At 73.1% G+C, this 20,283-nt stretch carries 20 protein-coding genes; 14 read left to right on the forward strand and 6 right to left on the reverse strand.

Annotation, left to right across the window (positions count from 1 at the left end; translation table 11 throughout):
• Positions 1-81: 81 nt before the first annotated feature.
• A complete protein-coding gene (locus tag ACFWUY_RS32745; protein ID WP_384118375.1) occupies positions 82-1,563 on the reverse strand; it encodes a DHA2 family efflux MFS transporter permease subunit in 1,482 nt (493 codons plus the stop codon).
• Positions 1,564-2,140: 577 nt separating this feature from the next.
• Between ACFWUY_RS32745 and rfbA the strand changes: the two genes are divergently transcribed.
• The 6 genes from rfbA to ACFWUY_RS32775 all read left to right on the forward strand — a co-directional run bounded on the left by rfbA (position 2,141) and on the right by ACFWUY_RS32775 (position 8,990).
• Positions 2,141-3,037: a glucose-1-phosphate thymidylyltransferase RfbA gene (gene rfbA / locus ACFWUY_RS32750; RefSeq protein ID WP_384118377.1), complete on the forward strand. Its 897-nt coding sequence runs from the start codon at positions 2,141-2,143 to the stop codon at positions 3,035-3,037.
• Positions 3,038-3,178: 141 nt separating this feature from the next.
• Complete coding sequence (gene rfbB / locus ACFWUY_RS32755) at positions 3,179-4,180, forward strand: dTDP-glucose 4,6-dehydratase (protein WP_384118379.1); 1,002 nt, start codon at positions 3,179-3,181, stop codon at positions 4,178-4,180.
• A gap of 113 nt (positions 4,181-4,293) precedes the next feature.
• Positions 4,294-4,563, forward strand: coding sequence for a hypothetical protein (locus ACFWUY_RS32760; RefSeq protein WP_384118381.1), 270 nt, complete (start codon positions 4,294-4,296; stop codon positions 4,561-4,563).
• Positions 4,560-6,851, forward strand: a complete 2,292-nt coding sequence (locus ACFWUY_RS32765) for a TOMM precursor leader peptide-binding protein (protein ID WP_384118383.1) — start codon at positions 4,560-4,562, stop codon at positions 6,849-6,851. Before ACFWUY_RS32760 ends, ACFWUY_RS32765 begins: the two co-directional genes overlap by 4 nt.
• Positions 6,852-7,097: 246 nt before the next feature.
• Positions 7,098-8,237: a sensor histidine kinase gene (locus ACFWUY_RS32770; RefSeq protein ID WP_384118385.1), complete on the forward strand. Its 1,140-nt coding sequence runs from the start codon at positions 7,098-7,100 to the stop codon at positions 8,235-8,237.
• 144 nt (positions 8,238-8,381) lie between these two features.
• Positions 8,382-8,990, forward strand: coding sequence for a DNA-binding response regulator (locus ACFWUY_RS32775; protein WP_384118387.1), 609 nt, complete (start codon positions 8,382-8,384; stop codon positions 8,988-8,990).
• Positions 8,991-8,994: 4 nt separating this feature from the next.
• On the opposite strand, the gene ACFWUY_RS32780 is transcribed toward ACFWUY_RS32775, so the two are convergent.
• The 3 genes from ACFWUY_RS32780 to ACFWUY_RS32790 form a co-directional block, all read right to left on the reverse strand.
• Positions 8,995-9,624 (reverse strand): NADH oxidase, encoded by a 630-nt coding sequence (locus tag ACFWUY_RS32780; RefSeq protein WP_384118390.1) that lies wholly within the window; start codon positions 9,622-9,624, stop codon positions 8,995-8,997.
• 415 nt (positions 9,625-10,039) lie between these two features.
• A complete protein-coding gene (locus ACFWUY_RS32785; RefSeq protein ID WP_384118392.1) occupies positions 10,040-10,978 on the reverse strand; it encodes an alpha/beta hydrolase in 939 nt (312 codons plus the stop codon).
• A gap of 80 nt (positions 10,979-11,058) precedes the next feature.
• Complete coding sequence (locus ACFWUY_RS32790) at positions 11,059-11,529, reverse strand: nuclear transport factor 2 family protein (protein ID WP_384118394.1); 471 nt, start codon at positions 11,527-11,529, stop codon at positions 11,059-11,061.
• 323 nt (positions 11,530-11,852) lie between these two features.
• Between ACFWUY_RS32790 and ACFWUY_RS32795 the strand changes: the two genes are divergently transcribed.
• Genes ACFWUY_RS32795 through pheA form a run of 8 tightly spaced genes read left to right on the forward strand, consistent with a single transcriptional unit; the run spans position 11,853 to position 18,762 of the window.
• Positions 11,853-13,457, forward strand: coding sequence for an AMP-binding protein (locus tag ACFWUY_RS32795; RefSeq protein ID WP_384118396.1), 1,605 nt, complete (start codon positions 11,853-11,855; stop codon positions 13,455-13,457).
• Between the two features lie 10 nt (positions 13,458-13,467).
• Positions 13,468-15,021: a phenylalanine aminomutase (D-beta-phenylalanine forming) gene (locus ACFWUY_RS32800; protein WP_384118398.1), complete on the forward strand. Its 1,554-nt coding sequence runs from the start codon at positions 13,468-13,470 to the stop codon at positions 15,019-15,021.
• 8 nt (positions 15,022-15,029) lie between these two features.
• Positions 15,030-15,437 (forward strand): hypothetical protein, encoded by a 408-nt coding sequence (locus tag ACFWUY_RS32805; protein WP_384118400.1) that lies wholly within the window; start codon positions 15,030-15,032, stop codon positions 15,435-15,437.
• The gene (locus ACFWUY_RS32810; RefSeq protein ID WP_384118402.1) at positions 15,430-15,915 is read left to right on the forward strand and encodes a 3-hydroxyacyl-ACP dehydratase FabZ family protein; all 486 of its coding nucleotides are present in this window, start codon (positions 15,430-15,432) and stop codon (positions 15,913-15,915) included. Before ACFWUY_RS32805 ends, ACFWUY_RS32810 begins: the two co-directional genes overlap by 8 nt.
• 9 nt (positions 15,916-15,924) lie before the next feature.
• Positions 15,925-16,170 (forward strand): acyl carrier protein, encoded by a 246-nt coding sequence (locus tag ACFWUY_RS32815; RefSeq protein ID WP_384118404.1) that lies wholly within the window; start codon positions 15,925-15,927, stop codon positions 16,168-16,170.
• Between the two features lie 45 nt (positions 16,171-16,215).
• Positions 16,216-16,659, forward strand: a complete 444-nt coding sequence (gene aroH, locus ACFWUY_RS32820; protein WP_384118406.1) for a chorismate mutase — start codon at positions 16,216-16,218, stop codon at positions 16,657-16,659.
• A gap of 2 nt (positions 16,660-16,661) precedes the next feature.
• A complete protein-coding gene (locus ACFWUY_RS32825) occupies positions 16,662-17,888 on the forward strand; it encodes a 3-deoxy-7-phosphoheptulonate synthase (protein ID WP_384118408.1) in 1,227 nt (408 codons plus the stop codon).
• 25 nt (positions 17,889-17,913) lie between these two features.
• Positions 17,914-18,762, forward strand: a complete 849-nt coding sequence (pheA, locus tag ACFWUY_RS32830) for a prephenate dehydratase (RefSeq protein WP_384118410.1) — start codon at positions 17,914-17,916, stop codon at positions 18,760-18,762.
• An 88-nt stretch (positions 18,763-18,850) separates the two neighbouring features.
• On the opposite strand, the gene ACFWUY_RS32835 is transcribed toward pheA, so the two are convergent.
• Positions 18,851-19,978 carry an FAD-dependent monooxygenase gene (locus ACFWUY_RS32835; RefSeq protein WP_384118412.1) on the reverse strand — a complete coding sequence of 376 codons (1,128 nt, stop codon included), beginning with the start codon at positions 19,976-19,978 and terminating at the stop codon, positions 18,851-18,853.
• 173 nt (positions 19,979-20,151) lie between these two features.
• Positions 20,152-20,283: methionine adenosyltransferase domain-containing protein (locus tag ACFWUY_RS32840; RefSeq protein ID WP_384118416.1), on the reverse strand; the 132-nt coding region annotated here is incomplete at its 5' end.

The raw sequence follows: 20,283 nt of genomic DNA on the forward strand, positions 1-20,283 counted from the left end.
TGGGGAGAGATGACGTGGTGCCGCGTTCCCGCGGCCCGGCACGACGTGGTCGTGCCGGGCCGCGGGCCGGCGCAGGAGGTGTCAGCGGGCGGCCGAGGCGGCCGGTTCGGCGCTGTGCGGCTCGGCGCTGTCCGCCTCGGCGCGGTGCTGCTGCGCCGCGCCGGCGGGCCGGACGGCGAAGAGCATCACGACCGCGGCGAGCGCCATGGCCGCCGCGCCGACCCACAGGGCGGGGACGAAGCCGTCGACGAAGTTCTGGCCCGACGCGTAGCCGCCGTTGTGGGTGAAGACGCTGGTGAGGACGGTCACGCCGAGTGCCGCGCCCAGCTCGCGCATGGCCGACGTCGAGCCGGAGGCGATGCCCTGCTCGGAGACGTCGACGGAGCTCATCGTCAGGTTGATGAGCGGGGCGAAGAAGCAGGCGACGCCCACGCCGCCCAGGAGGTAGCCGGGCAGCTGCTCGACGTAGGACGAGTCGGGGCTCATCACCAGCGCCCAGTAGGCGAATCCGGCGGCGAGCATGGCGAGTCCGAAGACCGCGACGGGACGTCCGCCGATCTTGTCCGACAGGATGCCCGCGACGGGCGCGATCAGCAGCGGCATCGCCGTCCACGGCAGCATCCGCACGCCCGCCTCCGTCGGCGACATGTGCTGGATGTTCTGCATGAACTGCGTGATGAGGAAGACCACGCCGTACATGGCGAAGGCCTGCAGCAGGCCGCCGGCGTTGACGGCGCTGAAGGCCCGGTTGCGGAACATGCCCATGGGCAGCATCGGCGCGCTGCTGCGCCGCTCCCACTGGACGAACACGGCGACCAGCAGCGCGCCGGCCACCATGGGACCCAGGACCAGCGGGGCGCCCCAGCCTTCGTGGCCGTTGGCCCGGATCAGGCCGTAGACGATGCCGAGCATGCCGAGGCTGACCAGGGCGGTGCCCACGACGTCCAGGCGGTTGTTCGCGCCACGGCTCTCGGCCAGGCCGCGCCAGGCGGCCGGGACGAGCAGCAGGCCCACCGGCACGTTGATCCAGAAGATCCACTGCCAGGACAGGTTCTCCGTGATGAGTCCGCCCACCAGCGGGCCGCCCGCGATGGCCAGTCCGCCGACCGCGCTGTAGATGCCCAGGGCGGCGCCCCGCTTCGCGGCGGGCACGGCGGTGGTGAGCAGGGTGAGGGAGAGCGGCATGATGACGGCGGCGCCGGCGCCCTGGACCACGCGGGCGGCGATCAGCTCCTCGATGCCGGGGGCCAGCGCGGCCGCGGCCGACGCGGCCGTGAACAGCAGCAGACCGGCGATGAACACCCGGCGGCGGCCGAACCGGTCGCCGAGGGCGGCACCGAACATCATCAGCACGGCGAACGACAGCGTGTAGGCGTTCACCGTCCATTCCAGGTCCTCCAGGCTGCCACCGAGCTCGTCCCTGATGGTGGGCAGCGCAACGAGGACCACCAGGTTGTCGAGCCCGGCCATGAAGGTGGCGAGGGCTGTGATCAGTGTGGCCAGGCCCGGGGATCTCCCCGTCCCGGCCGCACCGCCGCCGGCGGCGACCTTGTCAGTACTCATTCAGGGTTTTCCTTCCGGTTCCACCATGGAGGGACCACGGTTTTCGTCGCGCGGTCGGTGACGAGGCGTCGGCCCGTTGCCGGCGGCGCGCGGGCGTCGCCTCGACGCTAGAGAGCCGTGCTCGAGTGCCGGTCGAGTCCCGGCCCGCGGTCCTGGGCGGCGGCGGCCTCCAGCGCTGCTCCGCCTGCGCTCGATCGGGCCGCAGCACCATCGGGCAGCGGGACTCGGGCAGGCCGTGGGCCCGCGCCGTCACCGGCGCCGCCGTGTCCGGCGTCGGCGCCGGTGCGCCGTGCGGTGACGCGCGGCCCGGCCGGTGCCGGCCCGCGGTGCGCCCCGCCGCCTTCGGTGTGGTGGCGGTGCGCGTTTCGGCGGACGGCCCGGCCGGCGTGTCCGGGCCGGGCGGCCTTCTCACGCGTGCCTTGATGCGTGGCCGGGGCGTCGCGGGAGGCCGGGCGGCCCGTCCCGACCGGGCGGCCGGCGGGCCCGGACCCGACGGCCACACCCGGCGTCCCGGGGGTCTTTGCGCTCCCGCGGACGGCCGGATTCGACCCACCCCTCGACGAAAAGGAAAGCCGAGATGAAGGGCATCATCCTCGCCGGCGGCAGCGGTACCCGGCTGCGCCCGCTGACCGGCGCGCTGTCCAAGCAGATCCTGCCGGTCTACGACAAGCCCATGATCTACTACCCGCTGTCCGTGCTGATGCTGGCCGGTGTCCGGGACATTCTGGTGATCTCCTCCAGGGACCACTCCGACAGCTTCCGCTCCCTTCTGGGAGACGGCTCCCGGCTCGGTCTGAACATCTCCTACGCCGAGCAGGACCAGCCGCGCGGCATCGCCGAGGCCCTGGTGATCGGCGCCGACTTCATCGAGGACCAGCAGGTCGCGCTGGTGCTGGGCGACAACATCTTCCACGGGCCGCGGTTCTCGCTGCTGCTGGACGACGCGCTGCGCCGGCTCGACGGCGCCGCGCTGTTCGGCTACCGGGTGCGTGATCCGCACCGTTACGGGATCGGGGAGGTCGACGCGCACGGCCGGCTGCTGTCGCTGGAGGAGAAGCCCGCCCACCCGCGCTCCAACATCGCGGTGACCGGGCTGTACCTCTACGACAGCGACGTGGTCGGGATCGCCAAGAACCTCTCCCCGTCGGCGCGCGGCGAGCTGGAGATCACCGATGTCAACCTCGCCTATCTGGCGCAGGGCCGGGCCCGGCTCACCGAGCTGGGCCGCGGCTTCGCCTGGCTGGACATGGGCACCCACGACTCGCTGCTGCAGGCGGCGCAGTACGTCCAGCTGATCGAGCAGCGGCAGGGTGAGTGGATCGCCTGTGTCGAGGAGGTGGCGCTCAACCGCGGTTTCATCACCGCCGAGCAGTGCCGGCGCCTGGGCGAGGAGATGGCGGGCACGGATTACGGTGCCTACGTCACCGAGATCGCCGCCCGTCACCGCCCCGTGCCGACCGTCCGTGTGGCCTGAGAAGGAGAACGTCCCCATGCTTGTGATCCGACCTGTTTTCCCGGCCGGCGCCCCGGTGCCCGCCGGGCCGCCCGGTACGAGGCGCGAGAACACCGGCGGCCCCGGGCGCGCCGGCCGGTACGCCGCCGCGGGGGCCGCGTCATGACCACCCGTGTCCTGGTGACCGGCGGGGCCGGGTTCATCGGCTCGCACTACGTCCGCACCGTGCTGGGCCCCGACGGTCCCGGCGATGTGGCGATCACCGTCCTGGACAAGCTGACGTACGCGGGCAATCCCGCCAACCTCGACGAGGTCCGGGCGCACCCGGACTTCTCCTTCGTGCAGGGCGACATCTGCGATCCCGAGCTGGTCGAGAAGCTGATGGCCGAGCACGCCCAGGTGGTGCACTTCGCCGCGGAGTCGCACGTCGACCGGTCGATCGACGCGGGCGCCGAGTTCGTGCGCACGAACGTGGTCGGCACGCACACGCTGGTCGACGCGGCGCACCGGGCCGGCGTCGAGGTCTTCGTGCACGTCTCCACCGACGAGGTGTACGGCTCGATCGACGAGGGTTCCTGGCCCGAGGACCATCCGCTGAGCCCCAACTCGCCGTACTCCTCCTCGAAGGCCTCCAGCGACCTGATCGCGCTGTCGTACCACCGCACCCACGGCCTGGACGTGCGGGTGACCCGCTGTTCGAACAATTACGGGCACCACCACTTCCCCGAGAAGCTCATCCCGCTGTTCGTGACCAACCTCCTGGACGGCGGGAAGGTCCCGCTGTACGGCGACGGCGGCCACGTCCGCGACTGGCTGCACATCGACGACCACGTGCAGGGCATCGAGCTGGTGCGCACCCGGGGCCGGGCGGGGGAGGTGTACAACATCGGGGGCGGCACGGAGCTGTCCAACAAGGAGCTCACCGCCCTGCTGCTCGCGGCGTGCGGCGCGACCTGGGAGGACAGCGTCGTGCACGTCGAGGACCGCAAGGGGCACGACCGGCGGTATTCGGTCGACTGCACGAAGATCCGCGAGGAGCTGGGGTACAAGCCCCGCAGGAGTTTCGAGGAGGGGCTGGCCGAAACCGTGCGGTGGTACCGCGACAACCGCGGCTGGTGGGAACCGCTCAAAGCGGCGGCCGACGGAGGTGGGAGCTCCGGTTGAGTGAGAACTTCACCCCCCACCGGTGAAGCGGACACTGTCCGTCACGTCCCTGACTGGCGAAGAATCCCGGCCATTGGAGCACCAGCCGACACCGTCAGTGAGGACCATCTCCGATGAGCCACGCCACCGTCACTCTCTCGGCGCGCATCACCGAGGCAGCTCCTGCACGTCCGCTCCTCGTGGTCGGGTATCTCGACCGCGCCTTCGGCTCCGCCGCGCTGTTCACCCTGTGCGCGGCGCAGGGCGTCGCCGCCTTCACCCTGTGCGCGGCGCAGGACACCGCCGCCTTCACCCTGTGCGCAGGACCGCCCCCCGCGAACTCCGCTCCCACGACGGCCCCCACGGCCGTCGAGGGCGATGTGGTCGCGGGGGCCTGGATATGACCTCTGAGTCGCCCCTTGCCCGCGCGTCCGGGCCGGCCGCCGGACGGGACGGCTCGACCCTGGTGGGGTTCAGGCACCATCTGCGCCCGGCGACCGTCCCCGGCGAGGCGACCTATCTGGTCTCCCGTCAGGGCGTCACCACCCTGCACGGTCTGCTCGCCGACGTCCTGGTCCCGCTGCTCGACGGCACCCGGTCGCTCGCCGAGATCCGGCGTGCCGCCGCGCCCGCGCTGACCGCCGAGGAGGCCGAGGACGGGCTGCGTCTGCTCAGCGAGGCCGGGCTGCTGCGGTTTTGCCCTCCCGCCCTGGCGGCGGCGGGCACCGATCCGGTCGCCGAGGCGTACTGGGACCTGGCCGGCCTGGACGGCGCCCGGGCCGCGGCGGGCCTGACCTGCTCCCGGCTGCGGGTCCTGCCGCTGGGCGGTGTCGATGCCGGACCGGTGCTCGCGGCGAGCGTGGAGTCGGGTCTGAGCGTGACCGACTCGGACACCGATCTCACGCTGGTGCTGTGCGACGACTACCTCTCCCCCGAGCTGGAGCGGGTCGACGCCGAGCACCGGGCGGCGGGCAGGCCGTGGCTGCTGACCCGGCTGTGCGGCTACGAACCCTGGATCGGCCCGTTCTTCCGGCCGGACGAGGGGCCCTGCTGGTCGTGTCTGGCCTACCGGCTGGAGCAGCACCGCGGGTACGAGGGGCCGCTGCAGCAGGCGCTGGGTCTGGACCGCCCGCTGGTGCGGCCGATCGCGTCGCTCTCGGCCGGGCGGGTGATGGCCGCGCAGAGCGCGGTGCTGGAGGCCGCCAAGTGGCTGGCCGGGCTGCGCTACGCCGACCAGGGCTCGGTGCGCACGGTCGACACCCTGACCCTGCGCACCCGCGTCCACACCGTGTCCCGGATCCCCCAGTGCCTCTCCTGCGGCGAGCCGGGCCTGACCCGCCGGCGGGTGCTCGCGCCGTTCGTCCCGGTGTCGCGGACCAAGGCCGGGCACGGCGGCGACCACCGGGCGCTCAGTCCCGACCAGCTGCTCAGGCGTCACGCGCACCTGGTCAGCCCGATCACCGGGATCGTGCCGCTGCTCGAACCCTCCCCCGGCGCACCGGAGTTCGCCACCACCTATGTGTCGGGGCACAACCTGGCGATGCGGGAGCGCGGTCCGGCCGGGCTGCGTTCGCAGAGCGGCGGCAAGGGCCTGACCGACACCGAGGCCCGCACCAGTGCCCTGTGCGAGGCGGTGGAGCGCTACTGCGGCACCCGGCACGGCGACGAGCCGGTCGTGGTGGACACCCTGCGCGCCCTGGGCGGGCAGGCTCTGCACCCCAACGCCTGCCAGCTGTACGCGGAGCAGCAGTTCCGCGACCGGGACCGGTGGAACCGCTCGGGCTCGCCCTTCCATCATGTGCCCGAGCCCTTCGACGAGGACCGGCCGGTGGAGTGGACTCCGGTGTGGTCGCTGACCGAGCGGCGCCAGCGGCTGCTGCCCACCTCGATGCTGTACTTCTCCTCCGCCCCCGGCGGGCCGGGGCCGTACGCCGACTCCAACGGCAACGCGGCGGGCAGCAGCCCGGAGGACGCCCTGCTGCAGGGGTTCATGGAGCTGGTGGAGCGCGACGCGGTCGCCCTGTGGTGGTACAACCGCACCCGGCAGCCCGCGGTGGACCTGGACTCCTTCCACGAGCCGTACATCGGGCGGATCCGTGAGGGGCACCAGAAGCTGGGCCGGGAGCTGTGGGCGCTGGACCTCACCTCGGACCTCGGCATTCCCGCGGTGGTGGCGGTGTCCCGGCGCACCGAGGGTGCCACGGAGGACATCGTCTTCGGTTTCGGCGCGCACTTCGACCCGGCCGTCGCGCTGCGCCGGGCGCTGACCGAGACGGGGCAGCTGCTGCCGGCCGTGAGCCGGGACCGGCCCGGCGGCGGTTACGGCATCACCGATCCTCTTCCGGTGCGCTGGTGGCGGCAGGCGACGGTGGCCAACCAGCCCTATCTGGCGCCGGATGCGGCCGTGCGGCCGCGGACTCCGGGTCACTGGGACTACGTGGTGCGCAACGATCTCCTCGACGACGTCGAGGCCATCACCGCGCTGCTGGCCGCCAGGGGCCTGGAGCTGCTCGCCCTGGACCAGACCCGGCCGGACATCGGGATGCCGGTGGTCAAGGTGATCGTGCCGGGGCTGCGGCACTTCTGGGCCCGGTACGCGCCGGGCCGGCTGTTCGACGTGCCGGTCGCGCTCGGCCGGTTGGCCGGGCCCACCGCGTACGAGGACCTCAACCCGATCCCGCTGTTCGTCTGACGCGGCCCGGTGCGGCGGTCCGCCGCCTCTCGACAGGGGCGGGCCGGCCGCACCGGAACGCCGTCGGTGACGGGGCTGTTGCGGCGGCGCGTCCGGCCCCGGGGAAAACCGCCGTACATAAGCCAACCTGCTTAGAATGAGGCCCGGTTGTTCGAATAGCCATCGAGACACGAGGGGCGAGAGATGGACAGCGCCGGTCCGGACAGATCCCCGTCATATGCCAGCCGGTCGCAGGACTACGGGAGCGTGGCCACCAGGACCGCCCGGGGTGTTCTGCTGGCCGCGCTGGGCTGTTATCTGGGCATCACCTTCCTGCATATCCTTTCCTTATCGCTCGGCCCGTACGACCTGACCCGCGCCGTGCTTTGTCTGACGCTGGTGTTCCTGCTGCAACTGGTGCATTCGGCGCCCAAGATATCCGCGGCGCGCACCCGTACCAAGATGCTCACCCTGACCGCCCAGGGGGTGCTTTCCTATCTGCCGCTGGTCTGGTTCGGGGTGTACTGGGGGGCCATGGCCGGCTTCTTCGCCGGCTCCCTGCTGCTCGTCCTGCGGCCCGCGGCGGGCTGGACGCTGTACGGGCTGACGGCGCTCAGCATGGTCGTCCCCGGCGTCCTGTACGACCGGGGGGTCATCGACACGGTGTACCTGGCCCAGACGACCGCGCTGACGGGTCTGGTCGTATACGGTCTGAGCCGTCTGACGAGCCTGGTCGACCAGTTGCACCGGGCCCGCGCCGATCTGGCCCGGCTGGCGGTCAGCAACGAGCAGTTGCGGTTCTCCCGGGACCTGCACGACCTGCTCGGGTACAGCCTGTCCGCCGTGACCCTGAAGAGCGAGCTGATCCGCCGTCTCATACCGGCCAATCCGCACCGGGCCTGCGAGGAGGTCGACGAGGTGCTCGTCATCTCCCGTCAGGCGCTGGCCGATGTGCGCCGGGTGGCGAGCGGGTACCGGGAGATGTCGCTGGGTTCCGAACTCACCTCCGCCGAGTCGGTGCTGGCCGCCGCCGACGTCTCGGTCACCGTCGACGCCCAGGACGCCATCGAGGGCCTGGGGCTGATGACGTCCACCGTGCTGGCCACGGTGCTGCGCGAGGGCGTCACCAACCTGCTGCGGCACTCCAAGGCCTCGCGCTGCTGGATCTCCGCCGGGATCGAGGACGACGTGGTGCGCCTGTCGATCGTCAACGACGGCCTGGTCGGCTCCCAGCTGCGCTCGCCGCACAGCGGCAGCGGCCTGGGCAATCTGGAGCGGCGCCTGGAGGACATCGGCGGCCGGCTGACCGCGCAGCGCCTCTTCGACGCCGCCGAGACGGACCTGTTCCGGCTCACCGCCGAGACACCGCTCCGCGAGCCCCGTCCAACGGCCCCCGCGGGGGCGTGAGCACGGGCGAACCACCGCCGCCGGGGCGGGCGGGGGACGTAACGTAGGCAGCCTCGGCACCGGCTCTCTCGCCGGTGGGGCGGCGAAGGCGCCGGGCAGGATCCGGCAAGGTTCTCGTAGGGGAAAGAACGGTGGACGGCGACGATGATTCGGATCCTGCTGGCCGAAGACATGCACATGGTCCGCGGCGCGCTGGTGGCTCTGCTCGATCTGGAGGACGACCTGGCGGTGGTCGCCGAGACCGAGCGCGGCGACCAGATCCTGGGCCTGGCACGCGAGCACCGGCCGGACGTGGCCGTCATCGACATCGACCTGCCCGGTCTGGACGGGCTCAGCGCGGCCGAGCTGCTGCACGAGCGTCTTCCCGCGTGCAGGACGTTGATCCTCACCAGTCTCGGCCGGCCCGGCACGCTGCGCCGGGCGATGTCCGCGCACGTCTCGGGTTTCCTCCTCAAGGACGCGCCGCCCGGCGACCTCGCCCAGGCCGTGCGCCGGGTCGTCGCCGGCCAGCGGGTGATCGACCCGCAGCTGGCCCTGGCCGCCTGGGGCGGCACCGAGAGCCCGCTGACCATACGGGAGACCGAGGTGCTGCGCATGGCCGCGCAGGGTTCGGAGCCGCAGGAGATGGCCGCGCAGCTGCGCCTGTCGGTGGGCACCGTCCGCAACTACCTCACCACGGTCGTCACCAAGCTGAACGCGCGCAACCGGGTCGACGCCATCCGCATCGCCCGCGAGTCGGGCTGGCTGCTGTGAGCGGTCAGCCCGCGGTCACCGTCATGCCGGCCCCCGCCAGGTGACCGAGGATCGACAGGGTCAGTTCGGCGGGCAGCGGGGCCACGTCGACCAGGGCGTCCGGTGCCGTGGGCCAGGCCAGCAGGGACACCACCCACATCGCCTCGGGGCGGTGGATCAGCACCCGGTGCTCCAGGGCGCGGCACTCCAGCAGGAACGCGTTGCCCTGCACCGTGATCGTCACGTCGGGCCGCAGCCGCACCCTGCGCTGCGAGGGCACCCGGGCCAGGGTGAAGCGGGCGGTGCGGCCGGCCGGCACCACCGACAGCACCGGGCCCCTGAGGTCTTCCAGGGACAGCGTTCTGATCACCAGGTGGGAGATCTCGCGGAGCACCGACAGCATCACCGTGTAGCTGTCCTGCCCGGCGGCGGCCCCGTCCTTGGGCTGCAGCAGGTTCGCGAGCCGGACGGGGCCCAGTTCCATCCGGTGCAGCGCCTCGGCCACCACGGTGGTGGGGGCCTCGATCCGCTCGGTTCCCTGCGGACCGCTGAGCACCAGCGCCTGGCCCTCCTCGTCCCACCCGACCGCCGTGTCCTCGCGCAGGGACCACAAGTGGTGCAGGCGCAGGGGGGAGTCTTCCGGGGGTGGAATCACGAACAGCACACCTCCTCGGGCTACGGGAGCCGACCGAAAGGCTGGCTCCTCCCCCGCGGACACGCTCGAGGCACCAGTATGAACGCGCTTGCCGTGTTTCCAGTAGCGAAGGACTCACACCGAAAACGTGAGGAAATCATGGGGCCCGGCCGCGTCCGCCGAAGCCGCCCGCGGCACCGCGCTTCGGGGCCCTGGGGCGGTTTGCGGGAGACCGCACCGGGCGCGGGAGCGGGGCACGGCGGACGCGGCGGTGCGGCGGCGGTGCGGCGCCCGGACCGCGCGGCCGCGGGCGGGCCGGCGGGCCCGCGCGCCCCTTTGGCCGTTGGTTCATCGGCGAGGGGCCGGGGCCGGCAGGGTGTGCCGGGGGCGGTCGTCCGGTCCGGGGCGGGGGCGTCGGCGCGGGGGCGGGGGGTTGTTAGGCGGCGGCCCTGGTCCGGGCGGGGTGTGCGGGGGCGCCGGCCGGGTCGTCCCCGGTGGAGTGCAGGCATTCCTCGAAGAAGGCCAGGGCGCGCAGGTGGTAGCTGCGGGCGGCGCGGCCGAGGCTGATGTTGTGGCCCGTGCCGGGCTGGCGCTCGACGCGCAGCAGGGGGGTGCCGGTCAGCCGGGAGGCCAGGTCGGCGATGTCCGGCTCGTCGTGCAGCCACCAGGCCTCGTGCTCGGCGAACGTCAGCCGCAGCGGGATGCCGATCCGTGGGGCCAGCTCGTCGAACTTCTGGGGCCACAGGGGTACTTCGGCGGCCTCGCGGTCGGGGACGGGGGCGACCAGGTTCTCGGCCGCGCGGAAGGTGCCCGGCGGGTAGAGGCCCAGCGGGCCCCAGTTGCGCTCCCACTCCAGGTGGCGGCGCAGCCGGCGGTGTTCGGCCGGGGCGATGCCGTAGCGGTGGCCGACGCCGGAGGCGTCCAGGGCGAGCAGGCCGGGGGTGCGCGCGGCGGTGGTGAGGGCGAGTTTGCCGCCGTAGGAGTGGGCCAGCAGGAAGAAGCCCGTGCCGACGGTGTGCCGGCCGGCGAACGCGTCGAGCGCCGCGGACAGCACGGCGGACTGTTCGTCGAGGGTCAGGCCGGCGGGCGCCTGGGCGGCGGAGTGGCCGTAGCCGGGCCGGTCCAGGGCCAGGACGGTGAAGCCGAGCCGGGCGCCCAGGGTGAGCAGGGACAGATCGGCGTGGGCCTGCCCGTCGAAGTAGCCGGCGCGCATGCCGCCGCCGTGCACGGCCAGGACGGTCGCCCGCGGCGGGCCGTCGGGCGGCTCGGCCAGCAGACCGGACAGGGTCAGGCCGGCGGCGTCGAGGAGGAGCGGGCGCACGCCGGGCGAGTGGGTCGGCGGCGGGGCCGTGCGGTCCGTCCTGGACACGCTCATGGGTGGTGGTCCTTGTCGGTCGGCGGCGGGGACGGGCCGGGGGCCGGGGCGCGCGGGTGGGCGCCCCGGCCCCTTCGGGCTCAGGCGAGCTGGCGGGCGAAGGTGGCCATGTCGAAGTAGAGGGTCTCGTCGATCAGGACGTCGCCGTCGAAGTGGAAGAAGACCGCCACCGGGGCCTCGACGGTCTTGCCGCGGTTGGGTATGCCGCGCCAGTCCGCCTCCTGCTTGGCGCGCATCTGCGCCTCCAGGATCACCGCGGTCGGCGTGTGGTGGACGTGGAACAGCTCGTGCTCGGGGTGGGGGAAGGCCTTCTGCAGTTCGGCGAAGTAGCCCTGCTTGATGGCCTGTTCGCCGACGAACGGGCTCTCCTCGTACGCCATGACACGGTAGACGCCGCCGCGCGGGAAGGTGGCGAGCACGCCGTCGATGTCCCAGGCGGACTCGGCGATGGTGTGCTCCGCGACGACCGCCTCGCGCTTCTTGCGCAGCTCGGCGTCGGGCTGCGGGAGATCCGCGCCAGGCAGCTTGAACTCGTGCGACTCGGAGGACATGCGGACTCCTTCAGACTGCGGCCGGTTCGGTTCGGCTGGCCGGTTCCGTTCGGTTCGAAAGGTGACGCTAGGGCGGTTGCCTCGGCTGTCCCTCGCAGCTGGCTGGAGCGCGCCGGCGGACGCCGGCGAGGGGGGCGCGGGCCTGCCGGCCCGGGCGGCGGCCGGGTGCGGCAGGGCGCGGACCTGCCCGTACACCGCCGCTCAAGACGCGCTCCAGTCCCGCGCCCATCGCGGTGTCCCAGGGTTGGCCCCAAGGCCCCGCAGCGACACGGCGGTACGGCGGTACGGCCCGCCGCCGTCGCTCAACTGACAAGGGAGACGCTATGGAACGTCCGCGTCCTTCGGCGGACAACCTCTACGGGCTGCTGATGGGGCCCGTGGCCCTCGCCGCGGACAAGCCGGCGGTGGTGGAGGCGGACGAGAACGGGGTTCTCCGCGAGGTCTCCTACCGCGACCTGGATCTTCTGGCGCAGCGGTACGCGGCCGTGCTGGACACTCTGGGCCTCGATGTCGGTGACCGGGTGGTCGTCGAGGCGGACACCTCGGCGGCGTCGGTGGCCCTGCTGCTGGCCTGCTCGATGCTGGGCCTGCCGTTCGTGACGGTGAGCCCGCAGACCCCGAACGCCCGCCTGCGGTCGATCGTGAGCTCGGTCGAGCCCGCGCTGCATGCCCGGGCCGGCCATCTGGCGCGCCGGGAGCCGGTGGGGGCGCAGGGCAGTGCGCGCTTCGGCCCGGGCGGGCTGGTGGTGGAGCGCCGGCCGGTGCGCCGGGTGCGCCGGCGGCGCGAGGTGCTGGCCACCGACACCGCGTACATCGTCTTCACCTCCGGGTCGACGGGCCGCCCCAAGGGCGTGGTGATGAGCCACCGGGCGATCGTGACGTTCCTGCGCGCGATGCTGCAGGACGGTCTGGCCGGGCCCGGCGACCGGGTGGCCGCCACCTCGCCGCTGCAGTTCGACTTCGCGCTGTTCGGGATCGGCGTGGCGCTCAGCAGTGGCGCCACCCTCGTCCCGGTGCGGCGGGAGGATCTCGGCTCGCCGCGGCGGATGGTCGGCTTCCTGCGTGCCGCCCGGGTCACCCAGGTGCACGGCGTTCCCTCGCTGTGGCGGCCGGTCCTGCGCCACGACCCGGAACTCCTGCGGGAGCTGGAGGATCTGCGGTCGGTGGTCTTCGCCGGGGAGGAGTTCCCGATCCCCGAACTGCGCCGGCTGCAGGAGATGCTCCCCGGCGTCCGCGTCGTCAACGGCTACGGTGCGACGGAGTCGATGGCCGCCTCGTTCACCGAGGTCCCCCGTCCGCTGCCGGCCGGGCAGGAACGGCTGTCGATCGGCCGCGCCCACGCCGGCGCCGAGATGACCCTGGTGGACGGGCTGGGCGAGGTGGTCACCCGGCCGGGCCAGGTCGGGGAGATCTATCTGCGCAGCCCGGCGCTGTTCACCGGCTACTGGAACGACCCCGAGGCCACGGCCGCGGTGCTGGTGCCCGACCCGGTCGATCCGCGGCACGGGCAGAAGGTGCTGCGCACCGGCGACCTGGCCCGGCTGGACGCGGCAGGTGACCTCTGCTTCGTGGGCCGGTCCGACCACCAGGTGCAGATCCACGGCAACCGGGTGGAACTGGGGGACGTGGAGGGCACGCTGACCCGTCTTCCGGCCGTGACGGCGGCGGCGGCCGTCCTGGTGCCGCGTGCCGGCGACCACGTGCTGATGGCGGCCGTCGTCCTGGACGGGCCCGGGGCGCGGCTGGACGTCCGTGCGGCGCTCGCGTTCTGCGCGCGCGAACTGCCCGGCTACATGGTGCCCCGCTCGATCCACCTCGTCGCGGAGCTTCCGCTGACCGAGAACGGCAAGGTCGATCGCGCCTCGCTCACGCACACGCTGGTCTCCTCCCGGGGGACATCGGACCTACGACACGCTACGAACGCTTAGGAGCCTTCACGTGACTTACACCTTGTCCATCGGCCGGCGGGTGCGGCTGAGCGACGTCGAGTCGACCGCGGTCGCGGCCGACCCGGTAGCCATCGACGACACGGTCCGCGCCCGCGTCCAGGCCTCGCGGCGCACGCTGGAGAAGTTCGTCGCGGAGGAACGGGTCATCTACGGCGTCAACACCAGCATGGGCGGGTTCGTCAACTACCTGGTGCCCGTCACCATGGCCCGCCAGCTGCAGGAGAACCTGCTCAACGCGGTGGCGACCAACGTGGGCGACCATCTCGACGACACCACGGTCCGCGCCATCATGACGTCCCGCATCGTGTCGCTGTCGCGCGGCAACTCGGCCATCTCACTGGCGAACCTGGACAAGCTGATCGCGGTACGCAACTCCGGTGTCGTGCCGTGCGTGCCGGAGAAGGGGTCGCTGGGCACCAGCGGCGACCTGGGGCCGCTGGCCGCGATCGCCCTGGTGTGCATAGGCCAGGGCAAGGCGCGGCTGGACGGTGAGGTGCTGCCCGGCGGCGAGGCGCTGCGGCGGGCGGGCATCGAGCCGATGGAGCTCAGCTTCAAGGAGGGCCTGGCGCTGATCAACGGCACCTCCGGCATGGTGGGTCTGGGCAGCCTCACCATCGCGCGGGCCCGGCGGCTGCTGCAGTCCTACCTGCTGGTGTCGGCGCTGTCGGTGGAGGCCCTGGCCGGCAAGACCAAGCCGTTCGACCCGCGGGTCCACGCGCTCAAGCCGCACCCGGGGCAGCAGGCGGTCGCCCGGTTCCTGTGGGACACCCTGGCCGACTCCACCCTGGCGGTCGACGAACTGGACACCGAGCACCTTTTGTCGGGCGAGATGGGCGACCGTGCGAAGGCGGGGTCGCAGTCCATCGAGGACGCCTACTCCATCCGGTGCACCCCGCAGATCCTGGGGCCGGTCGTGGACAGCCTCGCCTCGATCGAGCAGGTCGTCGAGGACGAGCTGAACTCCTCCAACGACAACCCGCTGATCGACCCCGACGAGGCGGAGGTGTTCCACAACGGGCACTTCCACGGGCAGTACGTGGCCATGGCGATGGACCACCTGGCGATCGCGCTGACCACGCTGATGAACCTGTCCAACCGCCGGGTCGACCGGTATCTCGACAAGAGCAACAGCGAGGGGCTCCCGGCGTTCTTGTGCCAGGAGGACCCGGGCCTGCGCCTGGGGCTGATGGGCGGCCAGTTCATGACCGCCTCGCTGACCGCGGAGACCCGGGCGAAGTGCATGCCCATCTCCATCCAGTCGCTCAGTTCCACCGGCGACTTCCAGGACATCGTGTCCTTCGGGTTCGTCGCGGCCCGGCGCGCCGCGGAGGTCCTGGACAACGTCGCCCACGTGGTCGCCTTCGAGCTGCTGTGCGCCTGCCAGGCCGTCGACATCCGGGGCACGCAAGGCCTGTCGCCCGCGACCCGGCGGCTCTACGAGCAGGTGCGTGAGGTGGTCCCGTACCTCGACCACGACGTGACGATCACCGACTACGTGGAAGAGCTCGCGCGGCGCCTGGTCACCGAACCGGGCCTGGGCTGAGGAGCGCCGTGGCCGCCTCCTCGCAGACAGCGAAGGTGTTCGACGCGCTGGGGTGCCCGCCGCTGAGCGAGCGGAGTCCCGAGGGCATCCGGGTCACGGTGCGGCTGCCCGTGGAGCGGGCCGCCGCGCAGATGGCCGGCCACTATCCGGGCTTCCCGATCCTGCCGGGGGTTTTGCTGATCGACTGTGTGCGCCAGGCGGCCGGCTTCGCGGTGGGCGGCGAGCTCCGGCTGTGCCGCATCGACCGCGCCCGCTTCGCCCGCCCGCTGTTCCCGGGCGACGAACTCGACCTCTCCCTGCTGGTGAGTGACCTGGCCGACGGCCGGGTCGGGGTGCGGGCCCGGGGGGCGCGCGGCGACGGCCGGACGGCGGCGGAGCTGTCGCTCACGCTCGAGGCGGTGGCGGCCGGTGCTTGACCACAGCCAGGTACGCGACCGGCTGCGCCAGCGCCCTCCCATGCTCCTGCTGGACACGGTACGGGAGTTCACGCCGCCCGACGCGCTCGTCGCCACCAAGGCGATCACCGGCGGGGAGGACTGCTACCGGGAGGTGGCGGAGCACAGCGGCATCGACCACTTCGCCTATCCGCCGGTGCTGCTGCTCGAATCGTTCGGTCAGGCCGTCTCCCTGCTGTGGTCGCTGGCCGGGCTCGGCCCGCCGGACGAGATCCCGCTGATGGTCGGCATCCGCGACCTGGCCTACGGCGTACCGGCCGTGCCCGGCGACGTGCTGGAACACCACGTACGGCTCGCTCACCGTTCCGGCGCGGTCGGTGAGTTCACCGGGGAGACCCGGGCGGCCGGCCGGACGGTGCTGACCGTGGGCTCGGTCCTCGTCGTCTCGCGCCCTTCCGCAAGCCTGCTTCCCGCCGCACCACCACCGCATCAAGGATAAGGACGGCAGATGAACGACACCGACCACTCGATCTCCCCGGTCCGCGCGATCGTGGCGGAGATCCTGGCGCTGGGTCCGGACGAGGTCGACGACACCGCGGACCTCTTCGACCACTACCAGGCCGATTCGCTCAACCTCATCGAGATCGTCGCGCGGGTGGAGAAGGAGTACCGGGTGGTGCTGCCCCTGGACGAACTGCCGCAGGCGCGCACCATCGCCGCCCTGCACGGCCTGCTGGCCCGGCAGGCGGCCTGATCGGCCGCAGTGGCCTTTTTCCGGAAGATCAGGAGGAGCCAGCCAGTGACGACCCCGACCAGTCGGACGACCGAGCCGGGCGCTCGCGCCGTGCGTGCCGTGCGCGGCGCGGCCCAGGTCGCCTTCGACGACCCCGTCCGCATCGAACAGACCACCCTCGAGCTCCTCGGCGAGATCCTGCGGCGCAACGACCTGAGCGACGCGGACCTGATCAGCATCGTCTTCACCACCACCCACGACCTGCGCTCCGCCTTTCCGGCGGCCGCGGCCCGGAAGCTGGGCCTGATCGACGTACCGCTGCTGTGCACCGCCGAGATCGCGGTCCCGGGCTCCCTGGAGCGGGTCGTGCGGATCCTGGCGCATGTGCACACCGCGCGGTCCCGCGACGCCATGCACCACGTCTATCTCGGTGCCGCGGCGGCGCTGCGCCCCGACCTGGGCGCCCCGCCCCCGGGAAGAACTGACTCCCCGCTGCCCCAAGGAGCATGATCATGTCCGTGATGCCTGTCGCCCCGCCCGTTCGTGACCGCGGCCCGCGGCCGCCGGTGGCCCCCGCCGTTTGGGGCCGGACCGTCGCCGCGGAGCAGCAGCCCGTGTGGGCGGACCCGGGGCGCGCGGCCGCCGTGCGGGCGGAGCTCGCCGCCCGGCCCGGCCTGGTGGGCTGGGAGGAGGTGCAGATGCTGCGCCTGCTGATGGCCGAGGCGGCCGCCGGCACCTACCAGATCATCCAGGCCGGGGACTGCGCGGAGGACCCCGCCGAGTGCGGGCCGCAGGCGGTGAACCGCAAGATCGGTCTGATCGACGCGCTGGCCGGGGTCATGAAGATCAACACCGGCAGGCCGGTCATCCGGATCGGCCGGATGGCCGGACAGTTCGCCAAGCCGCGCAGCTCCCCCACCGAGGTCGTCGACGGGCGTGAACTGCCGGTCTACCGCGGCCATCTGGTCAACGGGCCCGGCGCCACGGCCGAGGAGCGCCGGGCCGATGCCGAGCGGATGCTCGCCTGCTACGCGGCGGCGGACCGGGCCACCACCCTGCTGCGCCAGCGCACCGGTGCCTGGATGCCGCCGACCGGGGCACCGGTGTGGACCAGTCACGAGGCGCTGGTGCTGGACTACGAGCGGCCGTTGCTGCGCCGCACGGCGGGCGGCCGGCGCTATCTGTCCTCCACCCACCTGCCCTGGATCGGCGAACGCACCCGGGAGGTGGAGGGCTCCCACGTCGAACTGCTCGCGTCGGTCGCCAACCCGGTGGCCTGCAAGGTCGGTCCCGCCATGGCCCCGGCGGACCTGGTGGAGCTGTGCGCCCGGCTCGATCCGGGCCGGGAGCCCGGCCGTCTGACGCTGATCGCCCGCATGGGGGCCGGGCAGGTCGCCGCACGGCTGCCGGCGCTGGTCGGGGCCGTGCGGGAGGCCGGGCACCCGGTGGCCTGGCTGTGCGACCCGATGCACGGCAACACGGTCAAGACGCCCGCCGGGTTGAAGACCCGGTCGGTGCAGACCCTGATCGAGGAGGTGGTGGCCTTCCAGCAGGCGGTCGCCACGGCCGGCGGGGTCGCGGCCGGCCTGCATCTGGAGACCACGCCGGACGACGTGACCGAATGCGTCTGGAGCCAGGACCAAAGCGCCGACGTCCACCGGCGCTACACCACGCTGTGCGACCCGCGGCTCAACCCCCGGCAGGCCGTCGCCGTCGCCGGGGCCTGGAGTGCTCTTTGACCGGCCGGGCCGGAGGGGTGCGCTGATGTCCATCGCCTATCTGGGCCCGTCCGGCTCGTTCACCGAAGCCGCTCTGCGCGGGCTGGACGTCCCGCACGGGGCGGCGGTGCCGTACCCCAGTGTCCGCCAGGCGCTGGAGGCGGTGCGCCGCGGCGAGGCGGCGGCCGGTGTCGTGCCGTGGGAGAACTCGGTCGAAGGGTCGGTCACCGAGTCCGTCGACGCGCTGGCCGCCGGACGGGATCTGGTCATCGTCGGCGAGACGCTGCTGCGGGTGCAGTTCGCGCTCGCCGTCGCCCCGGCCGGCACCCTGGCCTCCGTCCGCCAGGTGCTGACCCATCCGGTCGCGCACGCGCAGTGCCGCGGCTGGCTCGACGCCCATCTGCCGCGGGCCGAGGCGCTCACCGCGGCCTCCACCGCGCAGGCCGCGCAGAAGGTCGGCGCCGCGGCCGTGCCCGGCCTGGCGGCCATCGCCGCGCCGGACACGCTGCGGCGCTACGGGCTGGAGATCGTCGCGTCCGACATCGGCGACCGGCGGGACGCGGTGACCCGCTTCGTGAAGGTCGCCCGGCCCCTGGCCGGCTCCGCGCCCACCGGTGTCGACCGCACCAGCCTGGTGGTTCCGCTGGCCGGCCAGATGCAGCACCTGCACACGGTGCTTGAGGAGTTCACCCGCGCCCGCGTGCCGCTGACGGCGGTGCTGTCCCGGCCCGGCGGTTTCGGCCTGGGCTCCTACTCCTTCCTGCTGGAATGCGAGGGGCACCGGGACGACCCGGCCGTCGGCCTCGTCGTCGCCGCCCTCGCCCGGCGCCACGCCGCGTTCGTCCTGGGCAGTTATCCCCGGGCCGATCCGGTCCGGCCGGCCGTCTCGGCGTGAGCCCGCTCGGCGTGAGCCCGCGGGCCGCCCGTTGCGGCCGGTCCCCTGCCCGCGGCCCGCGGACAGGGGACCGGCCGCAACGGGCGGTTCAGATCGGCTCGGTGAGCCGGGCCAGCGCGCGTTCCACGACGGCCGTCTGGGCCTGCGGCGGTGCCTGACGCTGTTCGAGCCGGCCGATCTCGATGGAGCTCTCCACCACGAACCGGCACCGCTGCTCGTGCCGGGCGGCGTACGCCTCGAACGTGGCGGCGACGGTGTCGTGGCGGGCGAGTTCCTCGGCGAGCACCAGCGCGTCCTCGACCGCGAGGCCGGCGCCCGAGGCCAGTTGCGGGGTGGTGGGGTGGGCGGCGTCACCGATGAGGACCACCCGCCCGCGGTGCCAGGGGCCGGGCAGGTCGAAGGACTCCAGCGGGCGGTAGGCGATCTCGGTGTCCTCGCCGATCGCCTCCCGGAACGTCCTCACGTGTCCGCCGTAGGGCGTGAGCAGGTCGGCGAGGCCGCCGGGCAGCTCGTGGGGGGCACGGATGCGGCGCGGGGTGCGCTCGACCGCGAACAGGTACATCCGTGTCGCCGAGACCGGTGTCCAGCCGACCTTGGCCTCGCCGCCCAGGAAGTAGTGCCGGCACTCCACCCCGGGCGGCCGGGGGACGAACATGCGCCACACGCTCTGCCCGGTGTACTGGGGCTCGGGGGCGTGGGGGAAGACCTGGTGGCGGGTGCGCGAGTAGATGCCGTCCGCTCCGATCACCATGGTGTAGCGGCCGGTGGTGCGGTCGCTGAAGGTGACGTCGACGCCGGCCGGGTCCTGCGCGAGGTGGGCGACGGACGTGCCGAAGCGCGGGCGCACCCCGGCGGCCAGGACCCGCGCGGACAGGATCCGGTACAGCACCGGCCGGCCGATGCCGCCGGAGCCGTGCACCCCGGCCTGCGGCGGCATCGGTGTCGGGATGTCTTGCAGGTGGGTGCCGTCGACCCCGCACACCCGGATGCCTTCGCCGACGTATCCCCGGGCGGCGACCTCGTCGTACACGCCGAGCTGCCGCAGGGCCCGCAGGGTCGGCCCGGTGATCGTCAGTCCCGCGCCGGTCACCGTCCCGTCGGGTCCGATGTCGATCAGGTCGACCGCCGCCCCGACGCGTCGCAGGGCGATGGCCGCCGCCATGCCGGCGATCCCGGCACCGACGATCAGCACGCGGTCCGCCTGCTGCGACGTCATCGTGATCCTCCGGTCTTCGCGGTGGACGGCTCGGGGGCGGTCCAGGGGGGGGTGGCGGTCGGCGTCGGCCGGTGCGGCGGGGTGCGGCGGGGTGCGCGGCGGGGGGACCGCGCACCACCGGCCCGTCGCGCCGGGCCTGGGCGGCGGGCGGGCGGCGGGCGGCGGGTGGGTGGTCAGCCGGTTTCCGCGGCCTTGCGCAGGGCGCCGGCCCGGTCGGTGCGCTCCCAGGTGAAGTCCGGCAGCTCGCGGCCGAAGTGGCCGTAGGCGGCGGTCTGGGCGTAGATCGGGCGCAGCAGGTCGAGGTC

This window comes from Streptomyces sp. NPDC058664, assembly GCF_042716635.1.
Lineage (GTDB): Bacteria > Actinomycetota > Actinomycetes > Streptomycetales > Streptomycetaceae > Streptomyces.